Below are 14,750 nucleotides of genomic sequence, written 5' to 3' on the forward strand. Positions count from 1 at the left end.
GGCTTACTGCGTGGTTTCGCTGGCCTGGGCGGTGCGCTGCTTCTTCTGGGCGTACATCGCCTCGAAGTTGACCGGCGCCAGCATCAGCGGAGGGAAGCTGCCGCGGCCGACCAGGCTGTCGATGCATTCCCGGGCATAGGGAAACAGCACATTGGGGCAGAAGGCGCCCAGCGTGTGATCGAGCTGGTCGCCGGCGAGACCGGAAATGCGGAACAGGCCGGCCTGCTCGACCTCGACCAGAAACGCCGTCGCGCCGTCTTCGTTGTTGGAGACCTGCGCGGTCACCTTGACCACGACTTCGTACAGATCTTCACCCACCGATTGGCTGGTGGTGTCGAGATCCAGGCCGACCTTGGGCTTGAACGGCTGCTGGAACACGCCGGGCGCATTGGGCGATTCGAACGAGATGTCCTTCACGTAGATGCGCTGCAGGGAGAATTGCAACTGCGGCTTGTCCTGAGAACCCTGCTGATTGTTGTCTTCCGCCATGATGCGTTTCCTTTACGTTCCTGAATGACTAGCCAGACTGGTTGGCCGAAATGTCGTTGGGATGACTGGCCGGAGGCCCACGCGGCCAGGCCGACTCATTGCCGGGCCGGGATCAGCGCCGTACCACCGGCAGGCCGTCGGCCTGCCATTGGGCCATGCCGCCCTTGAGCTTGTAGACGCGCGAAAAGCCGGCCTGAGTGAGCTCGGTGACCGCGGCACCCGCCGCCTGGCCCTGCTTGCAGACCACGATGACCGGCGTGTCCTTGTACTTCTCGATCTGCGTCAGCCGTTCCTTGAGGCGCGCCTGGGGGACGTTCTTGGCGCCGGCGATGTGCCCGGCCTTGAACTCGCTGCTCTCGCGAATATCGATCACCACGCCATCTTCGCGGTTGATCAGCGAGGTGGCCTCGTTGGTGGAGACACCGGAGGCACCGCCACGCTTGGCCTCGAACGCCAGCCAGGCGAGGAGGACGACCAGGAAGGCGCTGACCAGCAGCGGATGGTTTTCGACGAATTCGAACAACTGATCGATCATGGGTCTGCCGACACTCTAATTCTGGGGCCAATGGGATCGCAAAACGCCGGCATGGCGTGCGACTCCGCCCTTGGCGCGTCTGCGTCAAACCGCGTCTTGCAATCCGGCATGGCGCCTTGGTTGCTCGGAACGCGAACGGCTGAAAATCCTGGCCCGTTAGGAGCCTGTCGGGCTTAGCACTGATCTGCTGCGAATTCCGGGCTTTTGGCCAACTTCATTCGATCGGATGCGTTAAATAGCGGGCTATTCGCCTTATCCGATCGATGAACTTGACTCAAAACCCGTTTTTCTCGCGACGATCGGCCAAGCCCGGCAGACTCCTGGCGGGCGCCGGCCATTATACACGAGGGCGTCGGTGAAACGAGGCAAGGACGGCGGGCGTGCCATTCCCGCCGGATGGCTGACCCGACCCGCCGGGTGCGCTATCCTCTGAAGCCTTGATTCCAGAATGACAGCATCGCGTCTCTCTGGTTCCAAACGCTAGGTTCCGACACGACTCACGCCGTTCATCCGATTTTTCGAGGCTTGTCATGGCAGATACTTCCAGCATTCCGCGTCCCGTTGCGCTGTTGATTCTCGACGGCTATGGCCAGAACGACAACAGCGCCAACAACGCCGTTGCCGCCGCCGATACACCGGTCATGGATCGCCTCAAGCGCGATTATCCCAATACCCTGATTCATACCGACGGCCCTTACGTGGGCCTGCCCGACGGCCAGATGGGCAACTCCGAAGTCGGCCACATGAACATCGGCGCCGGGCGGATCGTCTATCAGGATTTCACCCGCATCACCAAGGCGATCAAAGACGACGAGCTGAAGACGATCGAAGCGCTGACCGCGCCGATCGACGACGCCGTCGCCAACGGCAAGGCCGTCCATCTGATGGGGCTGCTCTCCCCCGGTGGCGTACACAGCCACGAAGACCACCTGCTGGCAGTCGCCGAGCTGGCCGCCGCGCGCGGGGCCAAGCGAATCTACCTGCATGCCTTCACCGACGGTCGTGACACCGCACCCAAGAGCGCCGGTGCCTCGATCGAGCGCGCCAACGCCAGGCTGGCCGAACTAGTCGGCGCCGAGAACGGTTTCGTCGCGTCGCTGGTGGGCCGCTACTTCGCCATGGACCGGGACAACCGCTGGGATCGTGTCGAGAAGGCTTACCGCGTGGTGCGCTTCGGCGAAGGCGAGCATGTCGCCGAAAGCGCCGAAGCCGGGCTGGCCGCGGCCTATGAGCGCGGCGAGACCGATGAGTTCGTCAGCGCCACCGCCGTGCGCCCCAACGGCGACAAGATCGTCATGGCCGATGGCGACGCCGCGCTGTTTCTCAACTTCCGCGCCGACCGCGCGCGCGAGCTGACCCGTGCATTCGTCAATCCGGACTTCGACGGTTTCGATCGCGGTGAGCAGGTCAAGCTGGCCGGTAAAGGCCTGGTGACGCTGACCCATTACGCCGACGACATCGACGCGCCGGTCGCCTTCCCGCCCCGGGATCTGGTCAACACGCTGGGGGAAGTGGCCGCGAGCCACGGCCTGACCCAGCTGCGTATCGCCGAGACGGAGAAGTACGCCCACGTCACCTTCTTCTTCTCCGGCGGTCGCGAGGCCAAGTTCGAGGGCGAAGACCGGGCGCTGATCCAGTCGCCGAAGGACGTCAAGACCTACGACGAAAAGCCGGAGATGAGCGCCTTCGAACTGACCGACACGCTGGTCAAGGCGATCGAGGATGGCAAGTACGACCTGATCATCTGCAACTACGCCAACGGCGACATGGTCGGCCATACCGGCGATCTCGATGCCGCCACCAAGGCGATCGAGGCTGTCGATGTCTGCCTGGGCCGCGTCGTCGAGGCGATCCAGAAGGCCGGTGGCGAGTGCCTGGTCACCGCAGACCATGGCAATGCGGAGATGATGGTCGACCCTGAAACCGGCAATCCGCATACGGCGCACACCACGTTCATGGTGCCGCTGGTCTATGTTTGCAAAAATCAGGTTTGTCAAAACCAGGCCGGCCGCCACAAGTCCTTCAGGCTCAAGCCGGACGGGCGGCTCTGCGACCTGGCGCCGACACTGCTGCACATGCTGCATCAGCCCATCCCCGAAGAGATGACCGGTAACGTACTGATCGATGATGCGTGACGTCGGCGTACCGCACTTCATCCACCATGACAGGGTTCGCCAGACGTGAGTCGTCAGCGGGATGGGTCTGCTTTTCGGCGCGGGCCGGTCAACGGCGGCATCGTCTGTTTGCTGGTCGGCAGCCTGCTGCTGGCCGGCCCCGTTTTCGGCCAGGCCAACCCTCGGGAGGCCCGCGCCAGGCTGGATAGTCTGGCAACCGACATTCAGGCGCTGCAGGGCAAGCTGGAAGAGACCCAGGCTGCCCGCGGCGACGCCCAGGACGAGCTGGAACAGGTCGAAACGGCGATCGGCCAGACCCACAAGCGCCTGGATGCCCTTCGGACCGAACGCCGTCAGCTAGATGGCGAAGTCGACAAGCTTCAGCAGCAGCGTCAGTCGCTCGCCGCCGATCGCGAACAGCAGCGCGAGGCGCTGGCACGCCAGTTCGATGCGCTCTATCGCCTCGGCACCACACCCCAGTTGAAACTCCTGCTCAACCAGGACGATCCGGCCGAGGTCGATCGGCTGCAGCACTATCTCAATGCGCTGTCGTCGGCCCGCCAGCAGCGACTCGAAGAGCTCCGTTCGCTGAACCGGCAACTGGACGACAACCTGGCGGCACTCGATCAGCGCCGCTCGCGGCTGAGCGAGGTGCAGTCCGATCTCGAGCGCCAGCGCCAGCAACTGGCATCGAGCCTGAAGGAGCGCCAGGCGCTGGTCGCCAAGCTCGACGGGCACTATGACAGCGAGCAGGCACGGCTCGAGGATCTCAACCAGGATCGCGCGCACGTCGAGCGCCTGCTGGATCGCATGCAGAAGGAGCTGGCCAACCTGAAGAAGCCGCCGCCTTCCACCGCTATCCGCAAGACCCAGGGAGATCTGCCGTGGCCGGTGCAGGGGTCGATGCTTTCGAGCTACGGCAGCGGCGATGGCGTGAACCGCAACGGCATCTTGATCGGCGCGCCGGCAGGAACCGCCATCAAGGCCGTGCATGCCGGCCGGGTGGTCTTTGCCAACTGGATGCGCGGCTTCGGCAACCTGCTGATTCTCGATCACGGCGATGGCATCCTGACGCTCTACGCGCACCTGCAGCAGATCGATGTCGACCCCGGCCAGCAGGTCGCCAATGGGCAGACCGTGGGCGCCGTCGGCAATACCGGTGGCCAATCGCGTCCGGCGCTCTATTTCGAGGTGCGCCAGAACGGCAACCCGATCAACCCCGGCAACTGGATCGGCAAAGGCTGATCGAGCGCTGGATCATCGACCCGGCGAAACGCTATGCTGGGTTATCAAACGCCGTTCCGTTCTCGGACCGGCTCGGTGTCGTCAGACGCTTTTCCATACGCCGCAACCATCGGGTTCGGCGTGTCGAGATCGGCGCCGGCAACGCATCTATCCAGCACGAGTCGCGGAGACTGCATGAATTCAAGCCGCCCGAACCCACGGCCTTTCGGTACAGGTCTGCTCGCCAAAAGGACCTGCCCGACAGCACATCGCATGCCGAAGACGGTTTCCGCCCCCACGCTTCTCGGCTCGCTGCTGTTCACCCTGGTGCTGGCCACGGGCCTGGCTCCCGCCGCCCAGGCGCAGGATGTCGAGGCCGACAACGCGTCCAGCCAGGCCGAGCAGGATGCCGCCAACGGCTTGCCGGTCGAGGACGTCCAGACCTTCGCCGAGGTCTTCGAGCGGATCAAGCGCACCTACGTGGAGCAGGTCGACGACAAGACGCTGCTGCGCAACGCCATGCGCGGAATGCTCAGCCAGCTCGACCCGCACTCCGAATATCTCGATGCCGACGCCTTCCAGAACCTGCGCGAGTCTACCGAGGGCGAGTTCAGCGGGGTCGGTATCGAGGTCGGCCTGCGTGACGACCAGCTCACCGTCATCGCCCCGATCGACGATACCCCCGCCGCCCGGGCCGGCGTTCAACCGGGCGATCGCATCGTGGCCATCGACGGCACTCCGACCAACAATCTGAGCCTGCAGGAAGCCGTGGACCTGATGCGCGGCGAGGCCGGCACCGATATCGAACTGTTGCTGCTGCGCGACGGCGAGCAGGAACCCCGCGACGTGACGCTGACGCGCGAATCGATCCAGTCCGAGAGCGTCTCCAGCCGACTGCTGGAGCCCGGCTACGGCTATCTGCGCATCAGCCAGTTCCAGAGCCGGACCGGCGAACAGACCCGCGAGGCGCTGGCGTCGCTGATGAAGTCGGGGCCACTCGAAGGCCTGGTGCTCGACCTGCGCAACAACCCCGGCGGTGTGCTTTCCAGCGCCGTCGACGTCGCCGACCAATTCCTCTCCAGCGGCCTGGTGGTCTACACCAAGGGCCGGCTGGCCGACGATGACATGCGATTCACCGCTCACGCCAAGACGACCGCTCCCGACGTGCCGCTGGTCGTGCTGATCAATGGCGGCAGCGCTTCCGCGGCGGAGATCGTCGCCGGTGCATTGCAGGATCAGGGCCGCGCCGTGCTGATGGGAACGCGCAGCTTCGGCAAGGGGTCGGTACAGCAGGTCATGCCGCTCGGCAATGGGGACGGTCTCAAGCTCACCACCGCGCGCTACTACACGCCCAGCGGCCGTTCGATCCAGGCCGAGGGCATCGCTCCCGATGTCCGCGTGGTGCGCGGGCGGCTGGAGGTCGAAGAGAACAGCGGATTCCAGCTGCGGGAATCCAGCCTTCGCGGCCACCTGCTCAACGGCGATGCCGATCGGGTGTTGGACGATCCCGACACCCCGGTCGCCGCCGACGATTATCAGTTGAGCGAAGCGTTGAACCTGCTCAAGGCGCTCAATGTGGTGCAGCGGCCTCGATCGGGGCAAAGTGCCAAGAGCGGCGAAAGCGCCACCCCCTGAGCGGCGCCTCGGAATCAGACTGGAAAGACGCGAAACGGCTGCCTATCGGGCAGCCGTTTTGGTTCGACGGGTCACAACTTAGAGGAGTCATAACTTCGGCGGGTCACGACAGGGTTCGATTACCGACACCGCTTGGGCAGGTCGCCATATTCGCCCAACGCCTGACGGATCAGCAGCCGTTTGACCGGCATCAGCCGATCGACACCGGAAAGGCCCCAGTTGCGGGCGAGCCGCAGCGCCGGCTGGCGGCTACCGAACAGTCGCTGGAAGCCTTGCATGGCGGCGAGCATGGCCGCGTTGTCGTTGCGCCGGCGACGCTCGTAACGGGCCAGGATGCGCCTGTCCCCCGGCGGGGCGCCGCGATGCCGGGCGCGGATCCACTCCTCGGCGAGAACAGCGGCGTCCATCAGCCCGAGATTGACGCCCTGGCCCGCCAGCGGATGCAGGCTGTGGGCCGCATCGCCGACCAGCGCCAGACCATCGTCGACGTAGCGCTGGGCGTGACGCTGGGTAATCGGGAAATGGGGTGCCGCGTCGATGACCTCGACATCGCCCAATCGCCCTCCCAACCCCTGCGCCAGCTCGATCCCTAGACGGTCTCGCCCTTCGTCGGTCTCGCCCAGCGCCGTCAGTCGCCGGGCCTCGCCGGGCGTGGTCGACCACACGATCGAGCAATGGTCGTCCCGCCCCTCGACGATCAGCGGCAGGAAGGCCAGCGGGCCGGTGGCGAGAAACGCCTGGCGAGCCACACCGCCATGGCCGACGCCGGTGCGCACCGTGGTGACCATGGCGGCCTGACCGGTATCGCGCTCACGAACCGGGATTCCCGCCATGCCGCGCAGCGGGGAGTTCGCGCCATCGGCTCCGACGATCAGCGGCGCCCGGCGCTGTTCGCCATTGTCCAGCGTGATCACGGCCTGCCCGGCATCGCGAACGTAGCCGGTCAACCGCACGTCCGACAGCCACTCCACGCTGGGCAACGCCTGCAGGCGCTGCGCCAGCGCCGCCAGCAATAGCTCGTTCTCGACGATATGCCCGAGCGCGTCGACACCCACGTCGTCGGCATCGAACCCGATCTCGCCGCTGCCCTCGGCATCCCAGACCTGCATGCCACGATAGGCCGCCACCCGGCGCGCGGCGAGCCAGGGCCAGACATCCAGCGACGTCAGCAGCCGCTGCGATGCGGCGGTCAGGGCGCTGACGCGTAATGCCGGCTTACCCCGCCCCAGGGTTTCGTCGACCTCGGGCGCGGGCGCGGCATCGACGATCGTCACCCGCCAGCCGGCTTCTCCCAGCAGCAGCGCCAGTGTCGAGCCGACGATGCCTCCACCGATGATGAGTACATCGCTGTCATCCATTACGCGTTTTCTCCTGTGCACTCGCATTGTCTAACCTGGCTCGCCTGTCTGATGTGGCTCGCATGCTTAACGCTCGATCCCCATCGCACGCCTCGCCAGCGTCCGACGCAGCGGCCCCAGCGCATTGAGCCCGATCAGGCCCGCAGCACGCGCATGGCCCAGCGGCGCATGATCGATACCGAAGAGTCGGATCAGACCATCGCTGAAGCGCACGATCTGCCGGGTATCGGCCGCCCGCGCGGCCTCGAACTCTTCCAGCGTCTTTGGATCGCCGGCGGAACGACTTTCCGCCCGTGCCGACTCGATGGCGGCTGCCAGGTCCATGACGCCGCGCAGCGCCAGATTGAACCCCTGGCCGGCAACCGGGTGCAGAGCATGAGCCGCGTTGCCCAGTATGGCGAGATGCGGGCGGGTCGTCTCCCGTGCCGTGACCAGGGACAGCGGATAGCTGTGCCGCTGTCCTACACGGCGGAAGCGCCCCGCGCGGTCGCCGAACGTCTGCTGCAAACGCTCGAGAAACACGCGATCGGAGAGCGCCAGCGTCTTCTCCACCTCGCCTTGCCGATGGGTCCAGACCAGTTCCATCCGGCGGCCGGCGAGCGGCAGCAGCGCCATCGGCCCTTCCCGCGTGAAGCGCTCGAACGCCCAGCCATCGTGTGCCTGGCTGACTTCGATATTGGCGATCAGCGCGGTCTGTTCGTACGGATGATGCTCGCTCTCGATGCCCAGGCGCTCCTTGAAACCGCCACGACCGCCATCGGCCAGCACGGTCAGGCCGGCATGAATGATCTCGCCGGTATCGAGCGCGAGACGATAGCCGCCACGCTCGGCCTCGAGCGATTCGACACGTGCCGGACAGTGCCAGTCGATCGGCAGTGACTCGAGACGCGCATGCAGCGTTCGCCCCATCCAGGCGTTGGGAATGACATAGCCCAGTGCCTCGACGCCGAGCTCGTCGGCATGGAGCCGGGTCGCGCCCAGGTGACCGCGCTCGCTGACATGGATATGCCGAATCGGCGCTGCTTCCGTCGCCATCGCCGACCAGACCCCCAACCGCTCGAAGTGGCGCCGCGAACCGTAGGCGATCGCGCTGGCGCGGGCATCGAAACTGGGCTGGTAGGCATTGGCTTCGCCGGCGCTGGGCAGCGGCTGGGGTTCGATGATCGCGACACGCAACGGCGCCCGTTCACCCGCACGCGCTCGTTCCGCCTCGATCAAGCCGCCCAGCGCACAGGCAAGACTGGCACCCACGAGCCCGCCGCCGATGATCGCCACGTCGACCGTGGTTGCTTGCTGCGTTTGAGACATCTGTGCCAGCCTCTCCATTACGATTGGGAATTCAAAAGCCTCTAATCACGTGGCCTACAGGCCGGTTACACCTGTTACGTAATTTTCGAGACACTCTCGAGCCTGATCAAAAAATGATCAACCCTGGCCTTGCATCAGCGCTTCGATATCATCCGCCGCCTTGGGTACCTGCGAGGTCAGCACCTCGCCGCCGGCCTCGGTGACGATCACGTCGTCCTCGATTCGAATGCCGATGCCGCGATACGCCGCCGGAATGTCTTCGGCATCAAGGATATACAGCCCAGGCTCGATCGTCAGCACCATGCCCGGCTCCAGCGGTCGAGGCTCGCCATCGACCCGATAGCTGCCGACGTCATGAACGTCGAGCCCCAACCAGTGCGAGGTCGAGTGGAGATAGAAGCGCTTGTAACGCTGGGATTCGATGCAGGCTTCCAGCTCGTCCTCCAGCAGCCCGAGTTCGATCAGGCCCGCGGTGAGATCGCGCACCACGCCCTGATGAATGGCTTCCAGCGTGGCACCAGGCTTCACCGCGGCCACGGCACGCTCCTCGGCCGCCAGCACGATGTCGTAGAGCGCCCGCTGGGCCTCGCTGAAACGACCGTTGACCGGGAACGTGCGGGTGATGTCGCCAGCGTAGAGATCGAACTCGCCGCCGGCGTCGATCAGCACCAGATCGCCATCCTCGAGCGGCGCGGCGTTCTCGATATAGTGCAGCACGCAGGCGTTGGCACCGCCGCCGACGATGGTGCCGTAGGCGGGTGCCCGGGCGCCGTGCCAGGCGAATTCGTGCTCGATCTCGGCCTGCAGTTGATACTCGAAGCGGCCGGGGCGACTGGCACGCATGGCGCGACGGTGCGCCAGCGCGCTGATGTGTGCCGCATGTCGCATCAGCGCCAGTTCGGCCTCGCTCTTGGTCAGGCGGAGTTCGTGGATCAGAGCGCTGACATCGGCGAATCGAGTGGGAGCAATCGCTCCGCGCCGCGCTCGTGCGCTCAATTGGCTGCGCACGCTCTCGGCGATGCCCATGGCAGCGCTGTCCGCCAGCGGCAGGTAGAGGGTCTGCCGGCCGTCCAGCAGCTCGGTCAGGTTATGGCGCTGGGTATTGTCGAATGCCTCGTCCATGCCGTAGTCGCTCACGGCACCTTCGGGGCCGATGCGAATGCCGGTCCAGGCCTCCTTTTCAGGATCCTTCTCCTGGCAGTAGAGAATGGCTTCGCCGGCTTCACGGCCGGGCAACAGCAGCAGCAGCGCGTCGGGCTCGGGAAAGCCGCAGAGATAGTGGAAATCGCTGTTCTGGCGAAACGGGTATTCGCTGTCGTGGTTGCGCGTCTTGAGCGCGGCGCCCGGCAGCAGCACGGCGCTGCTTTCCGGCAGCTCCGCCATCAGGCGTTCGCGGCGAGCGGCAAACTCTTCCGTCGAGATCGGCGCGGGGCGCGGTAACGGCTCGGGTAACATGCGTTCTCCTTGATCATTGCGCCTCGAATCCGCAGGCGGCGCCTGGAGTGTGGGCGTTGTTCGACGTCGTGCCTCGGGCAGCGGATGCCGAGGCGCGAGCGATTCAATGCAGCGACGGCGGCGTTTCACCGTCATTGGCGGCGGCCTTGCCAGCTTCGGTCTCGGCCTGCTCGCCTTCCGGCTGTTCCACCTGGGGCTGGCCGGGGTGCTGCTCGGTATAGAGCAGCATCGCCGCCATGCGGGCGTGCTCGGTCAGCGCGAAGAGATCGTTCTCGTTCTCGGGATCGTCGGCGATATCGACATCGATCGCCGACAGCTGGCCGAGATCCTCCAGCGCTTCCTTCAGGGGCGACGACCAGCCCTCGTAGGTCTCGCCATCCACTTCGTTGACGACTTCGAGAAAGCCTTGCGTCCACTCCTTGAGGCCCTGGGCCCGCTCGGAGAGCGCAAACAGCTCGTCCGGCAACAGCGGTTCGAAGTTGAGCTCGGCGGCGGACAGGGCATCCAGCGTCTGGCGGCGCCAGCCCAGCAGCACGTCGGCATCGTCGCGGCTTTCCGGCTGCTCGACGTTGAGCGCCAGACAGACTTCCTCCAGCCAGCGCTCCGCGCTCACGTCGTGCAGGCCCAGCTCGGCGCACAGACGCCCGTCGAGAAACGCCGGTGACTGCAGGCTGCCATGCACGAGAAAGACATTGGCGACGGTGGAAAAATCGAGCTGGTCGTTGATGATCGACATGTCGGCATCCATGATTGGTGATCGCGAGCGTTTGCAGGCAAGCAGCGCGGCAGCCGAGGCTGCGCGTCGCGTTGACCGCCCATAATCGGCTCTCTATAGTGACGGATCAATCGCGGTGGCAAAGCGGCTGAGGCTTCGAACCCGTTCCCGGCCTGGCCGATCACCGACCGCAGGCAGCGTGCCGAATCCTGGCGATGGCCGCTCGGCCCGCGACGCGAATGCCTGCCATCTTACCGCATCGATCTTCACCGCCCACCCCGGAGCGACATCATGAGCGACACGCCTCGCCCGACGACCGAAGTCACCCTGCTGGGCAAATCCTACGTGATCGCTTGCCCGCCGGAAGAACAGGAGCAGCTGAAACGCTCGGCTCGCTATCTGGATCGCGCCATGCACGGCATCCATGCCCGCGGCAAGGTGCTGGGCGCCGAGAAGATCGCGATCATGGCGGCGCTCAATATCACCCATGAGCTGCTGACGGCGCTGGACTCTCATCGTGCCGGCGAACAGAGCCTGAGCGACCTGAGCGAGAGGCTCGAACGCGCGCTGGCCAAGGTGGGCGAACCCGATCAGAAGACCCCTTCCCCCTGAAGCTTTCCCCTAGGGTCTGTTGACGTTTCATGCACGGCCGCGCCGGAGCCAGTTTTTGTGCGGGGCAAGGCGTGAGGAGCGTAGTTTGGTCATTCCAAATGAACGACGAATAACGCAGCACCGTGCAAAAACTGGCCCGGCCCTTCGGGTTGCGCGGCAAATGGCGCCATGCGGCGTTGCGGGATTGGAAAAGGGAACCACCCTTCTCTACATCCCGCGCCTGGCCTGGCGCCATTTGGCGCAGCAACGCGGTTCGCGCTGAAACGTCAACAGACCCTAAAACTTTCCCGAGTACCTCAATCCGTCATTGGGCAAAAAGGGTCGCTCTGCTACGATAGTGGGGTTTCCTGGAGTGTGCGCCAGTCATTACAAGTCCCTCGAGCCTATGCGCAGTACCCAGGGGGCCAAATGCTAGGCAGGCCCGTGTGCATGTCCGCGCGACGGAAAGCCTGAAGGCTTGCCTGCGGCCACCCACCTTGAACCAATAGGTTCAGGGCCAGAATGACAGCGGCACTCTGGGGAACTCTCTTGTCGTTCAAGATGACCACCGCAACGATCACCACCGAATCTGCCAGGACCGCCACGACATCGCCGATCGGCGAGTCGAACGCCAGTGGCAGCCTCGATAGACGCGAGCTGCGTCGCGAACTGCGTCGACGCCGACGCGCCCTGACCCCGCATCAACGACGCCTGGCTTCCCGCGAACTCTGTCGCCGCCTCAGAGGCCTGCCCGAGCTGCAGCGCGCCCGACGCGTGGCGCTGTATCTGCCCAACGATGGCGAGATCGATCCGCAACCGCTGATCGACTGGCTGGTTGCCCGCCGCGCACATGTCTATCTCCCGGTACTGCGCCCGCTATCCGACAACCGGCTGTGGTTCGTGCGCTATCACGCCGGCACGCGGATGACGCGAAATCGCTTCGGCATCGCCGAGCCGGATACCCGCTTCGGCGCCCATCGCGCCAATCGGCTGCCGGCCTGGGCCCTGGATACGGTTCTGCTGCCGTTGGTGGGATTCGACGACGACGGCCAGCGGATCGGCATGGGGGGCGGTTTCTACGACCGCACTTTTGCCTTCGTCCGTCACCGTCGCCCCAGGCCGCGCCTGATCGGGCTCGCCCACGACTGCCAGCGCGTCGGCTCGCTACCCGTGGCCAGTTGGGATGTGCCGCTGGATGCGATCGTCAGCGACCGGCGGATCGTCAAGCCAGGACGCTGAGGATCGGCGACGCTCGAGAGGTCAGGCCAACCCCGCAAACGACGACGGCCGGCAGCGTTTCCGCTACCGGCCGTCTTCAGCCACACCCCATGGCCTCGCGCTCTTCGTCACACGATGACAGCCTGGCGGCCATGCACCAGACGATCTCGAGTGATTACGGGTCTCAAGCGCCCAGCAATGTCTGCGCGTAGCCCGTTGCCACCACGCCCACACCGAAGATCAATACCAATGCCATTACCAAGTCGGGCTTGCGTTTCATGTCGACTCCGCTGCGTTGGGTTCGGCCGCTGCCCCCCGCAGCGACGCGCACGACTATAGGGTCAGGCCAAAATCTTGACAAGAGCGTTTCCGGCCCAGATGACACCTTTTTCGTTACCCAACAGTATCGGCATTTACACAAAAAGGCTGAATTGGATTTCAGGCACTTTCAGCGTCCATTTCAACCTTTTGCAACGACTCGAGACTCTGCGCGAAGCCATTGCCCGATTCCGTGATGAGCACTGACGGTCGATGGCTTATCGCTGTGGTCTCCACGGGTCTACGCCATGAACATCCGGTAAGCCGTATTATCGGTCTCTTTCCAGTAGCGATAGCCGATCCGGTCGAAATGCTCCTCGGCATGGGCGCGGTCACCATTGGGCATCTGCAACCCGACCAGCACCCGGCCGTAGGCGGCGCCGTGGTTGCGATAGTGGAACAGCGAGATGTTCCAGTCCGCCGGCAAGTGAGTAAGGAAGTTCATCAGCGCACCGGGGCGCTCGGGGAACTCGAAGCGATAGGCCTCTTCCTCGAAGCGTTCCCTGGGCCGACCGCCGCCCAGATGGCGAATGTGGAGCTTGGCCAGCTCGTTGTCGGTGAGATCCTCGACCGGATAGTCCGCCTCGCGCAGCCGGCGAATGACCTCCTCGCGATCCTCCCCGCCCGGCTTGACCTGCACACCGACGAAGATGTGCGCACCTTCGGGATCGGCGTAGCGATAGTTGAACTCGGTGACCATCCGCCGGCCGATCACGCGGCAGAACTGCTTGAAGCTGCCTGGCCGTTCGGGAATCTGCACCGCCAGAATCGCCTCGCGCTGTTCGCCCAGCTCGGTACGCTCGGCGACGTGCTGCAGACGGTCGAAATTGATGTTGGCGCCGGAATTGATGCACATCAGCGCCTGATCCCGCGCCTGGGTCTGCTGCACGTATTTCTTCAACCCCGCCAGCGAAAGCGCGCCGGAGGTCTCCGACACGGCCCGCGTATCATCGAAGATGTCCTTGACCGCGGCACACATCTCATCGGTGTTGACGGTGATCACGCCATCGACGTGATGGCGCAGGATCTCGAACGGCGCCTCGCCGATCTGGGCCACCGCGACCCCTTCGGCAAACACGCCGACCTGATCCAGCGTCACCCGCTCCCCGGCTTCCAATGCCGCCTTGAGGCAGGCGGAGTCTTCGGCCTCGACGCCGAACACCTTGACCTCCGGGCGCAGATACTTGATATAGGCCGCGACACCGGCCAGCAGGCCACCGCCGCCCACCGGCACGAAGATCGCGTCGAGCGGGCCGGAGTGCTGGCGCAGAATCTCCATGGCCACGGTGCCCTGGCCGGCGATCACATCGAAATCGTCGTAGGGCGGAATGTAGGTATAGCCATGCTCGGCGATCAGCTCTCGGGCGTGGCTCAACGCTTCGCCGAAGGCATCGCCCCGGAGTACCACCTTGGCCCCCCAGCCGCGCACCGCGGACACCTTGATATCCGGCGTGACACGGGGCATCACGATGACGGCCTTGACCCCCATCTGCTTCGCCGCCATCGCCAGGCCCTGGGCGTGGTTACCGGCGGAGGCGGCGATCACTCCCTTGGCCTTCTGCTCATCGCTCAGTTGCGCCATCTTGTTGTAGGCGCCGCGAATCTTGAACGAAAAGACCGGCTGCAGGTCTTCGCGCTTGATCAGAATACGGTTGGAAAAGCGGCGAGAAAGGGCAGGTAGCGGGGAAATCGGGGTCTCCCGGGCCGCCTCGTAGACGCGGGCCTGGAGGATCTTCTTGACGATATCTTCGAGTTGCATTCGGGTATGTCCTGGCGAACAGCTGGGGTGC

General features: G+C 64.8%; 12 protein-coding genes and 1 other RNA gene. 6 read left to right on the plus strand and 7 right to left on the minus strand.

Features of this window, described 5'->3' with window-relative positions:
- Nucleotides 1-3 precede the first annotated feature (3 nt).
- Nucleotides 4-489: a protein-export chaperone SecB gene (gene secB / locus BC443_RS13770; protein WP_071232407.1), complete on the minus strand. Its 486-nt coding sequence runs from the start codon at nucleotides 487-489 to the stop codon at nucleotides 4-6.
- A gap of 112 nt (nucleotides 490-601) precedes the next feature.
- Entirely contained in the window at nucleotides 602-1,024 is a 423-nt protein-coding gene (locus BC443_RS13775; protein WP_071232408.1) for a rhodanese-like domain-containing protein, read from the minus strand.
- Between the two features lie 530 nt (nucleotides 1,025-1,554).
- Here BC443_RS13775 and gpmI point away from each other — a divergent pair.
- The 3 genes from gpmI (at nucleotide 1,555) to BC443_RS13790 (ending at nucleotide 5,997) form a co-directional block, all read left to right on the plus strand.
- Complete coding sequence (gene gpmI, locus BC443_RS13780; protein WP_071232409.1) at nucleotides 1,555-3,159, plus strand: 2,3-bisphosphoglycerate-independent phosphoglycerate mutase; 1,605 nt, start codon at nucleotides 1,555-1,557, stop codon at nucleotides 3,157-3,159.
- Nucleotides 3,160-3,204: 45 nt separating this feature from the next.
- On the plus strand, nucleotides 3,205-4,383 hold the full coding sequence (locus tag BC443_RS13785; protein WP_247643289.1) for a peptidoglycan DD-metalloendopeptidase family protein: 1,179 nt from the start codon (nucleotides 3,205-3,207) through the stop codon (nucleotides 4,381-4,383).
- Between the two features lie 252 nt (nucleotides 4,384-4,635).
- On the plus strand, nucleotides 4,636-5,997 hold the full coding sequence (locus BC443_RS13790) for a S41 family peptidase (RefSeq protein WP_071232410.1): 1,362 nt from the start codon (nucleotides 4,636-4,638) through the stop codon (nucleotides 5,995-5,997).
- 119 nt (nucleotides 5,998-6,116) lie between these two features.
- Here the strand turns inward: BC443_RS13790 and BC443_RS13795 are convergent, their stop codons facing one another.
- The 4 genes from BC443_RS13795 to BC443_RS13810 form a co-directional block, all read right to left on the minus strand.
- Nucleotides 6,117-7,355 carry a UbiH/UbiF/VisC/COQ6 family ubiquinone biosynthesis hydroxylase gene (locus BC443_RS13795; protein ID WP_247643290.1) on the minus strand — a complete coding sequence of 413 codons (1,239 nt, stop codon included), beginning with the start codon at nucleotides 7,353-7,355 and terminating at the stop codon, nucleotides 6,117-6,119.
- Between the two features lie 66 nt (nucleotides 7,356-7,421).
- Nucleotides 7,422-8,663, minus strand: a complete 1,242-nt coding sequence (gene ubiH, locus BC443_RS13800; RefSeq protein ID WP_071232412.1) for a 2-octaprenyl-6-methoxyphenyl hydroxylase — start codon at nucleotides 8,661-8,663, stop codon at nucleotides 7,422-7,424.
- A 117-nt stretch (nucleotides 8,664-8,780) separates the two neighbouring features.
- Nucleotides 8,781-10,118 carry a Xaa-Pro aminopeptidase gene (gene pepP, locus BC443_RS13805; RefSeq protein ID WP_071232413.1) on the minus strand — a complete coding sequence of 446 codons (1,338 nt, stop codon included), beginning with the start codon at nucleotides 10,116-10,118 and terminating at the stop codon, nucleotides 8,781-8,783.
- A gap of 103 nt (nucleotides 10,119-10,221) precedes the next feature.
- Nucleotides 10,222-10,854 (minus strand): UPF0149 family protein, encoded by a 633-nt coding sequence (locus BC443_RS13810; RefSeq protein ID WP_071232495.1) that lies wholly within the window; start codon nucleotides 10,852-10,854, stop codon nucleotides 10,222-10,224.
- A gap of 270 nt (nucleotides 10,855-11,124) precedes the next feature.
- On the opposite strand from BC443_RS13810, the gene BC443_RS13815 reads away from it, so the two are divergent.
- From BC443_RS13815 to BC443_RS13825, 3 genes are all read left to right on the plus strand, one after another.
- On the plus strand, nucleotides 11,125-11,445 hold the full coding sequence (locus tag BC443_RS13815) for a cell division protein ZapA (RefSeq protein WP_071232414.1): 321 nt from the start codon (nucleotides 11,125-11,127) through the stop codon (nucleotides 11,443-11,445).
- 341 nt (nucleotides 11,446-11,786) lie between these two features.
- Nucleotides 11,787-11,971, plus strand: a non-coding RNA gene (gene ssrS / locus BC443_RS13820) — 6S RNA.
- Between the two features lie 2 nt (nucleotides 11,972-11,973).
- Nucleotides 11,974-12,663 (plus strand): 5-formyltetrahydrofolate cyclo-ligase, encoded by a 690-nt coding sequence (locus BC443_RS13825; protein WP_247643291.1) that lies wholly within the window; start codon nucleotides 11,974-11,976, stop codon nucleotides 12,661-12,663.
- Between the two features lie 538 nt (nucleotides 12,664-13,201).
- Here the strand turns inward: BC443_RS13825 and ilvA are convergent.
- Nucleotides 13,202-14,719, minus strand: coding sequence for a threonine ammonia-lyase, biosynthetic (gene ilvA, locus BC443_RS13830; protein ID WP_071232415.1), 1,518 nt, complete (start codon nucleotides 14,717-14,719; stop codon nucleotides 13,202-13,204).
- Nucleotides 14,720-14,750 lie beyond the last annotated feature (31 nt).

This window comes from Salinicola sp. MIT1003 (genome assembly GCF_001858555.1).
In the GTDB taxonomy this organism is placed as follows: domain Bacteria; phylum Pseudomonadota; class Gammaproteobacteria; order Pseudomonadales; family Halomonadaceae; genus Salinicola; species Salinicola salarius.

Bases quoted from the DNA above. Each gene is read 5' to 3' on its own strand.
- BC443_RS13790 (WP_071232410.1), top strand. From the start codon at position 4,636: ATGCCGAAGACGGTTTCCGCCCCCACGCTTCTCGGCTCGCTGCTGTTC.
- BC443_RS13795 (WP_247643290.1), bottom strand. From the start codon at position 7,355: ATGGATGACAGCGATGTACTCATCATCGGTGGAGGCATCGTCGGCTCG.
- BC443_RS13815 (WP_071232414.1), top strand. From the start codon at position 11,125: ATGAGCGACACGCCTCGCCCGACGACCGAAGTCACCCTGCTGGGCAAA.
- pepP (WP_071232413.1), bottom strand. From the start codon at position 10,118: ATGTTACCCGAGCCGTTACCGCGCCCCGCGCCGATCTCGACGGAAGAG.
- ubiH (WP_071232412.1), bottom strand. From the start codon at position 8,663: ATGTCTCAAACGCAGCAAGCAACCACGGTCGACGTGGCGATCATCGGC.
- gpmI (WP_071232409.1), top strand. From the start codon at position 1,555: ATGGCAGATACTTCCAGCATTCCGCGTCCCGTTGCGCTGTTGATTCTC.
- BC443_RS13775 (WP_071232408.1), bottom strand. From the start codon at position 1,024: ATGATCGATCAGTTGTTCGAATTCGTCGAAAACCATCCGCTGCTGGTC.
- BC443_RS13810 (WP_071232495.1), bottom strand. From the start codon at position 10,854: ATGTCGATCATCAACGACCAGCTCGATTTTTCCACCGTCGCCAATGTC.
- secB (WP_071232407.1), bottom strand. From the start codon at position 489: ATGGCGGAAGACAACAATCAGCAGGGTTCTCAGGACAAGCCGCAGTTG.
- ilvA (WP_071232415.1), bottom strand. From the start codon at position 14,719: ATGCAACTCGAAGATATCGTCAAGAAGATCCTCCAGGCCCGCGTCTAC.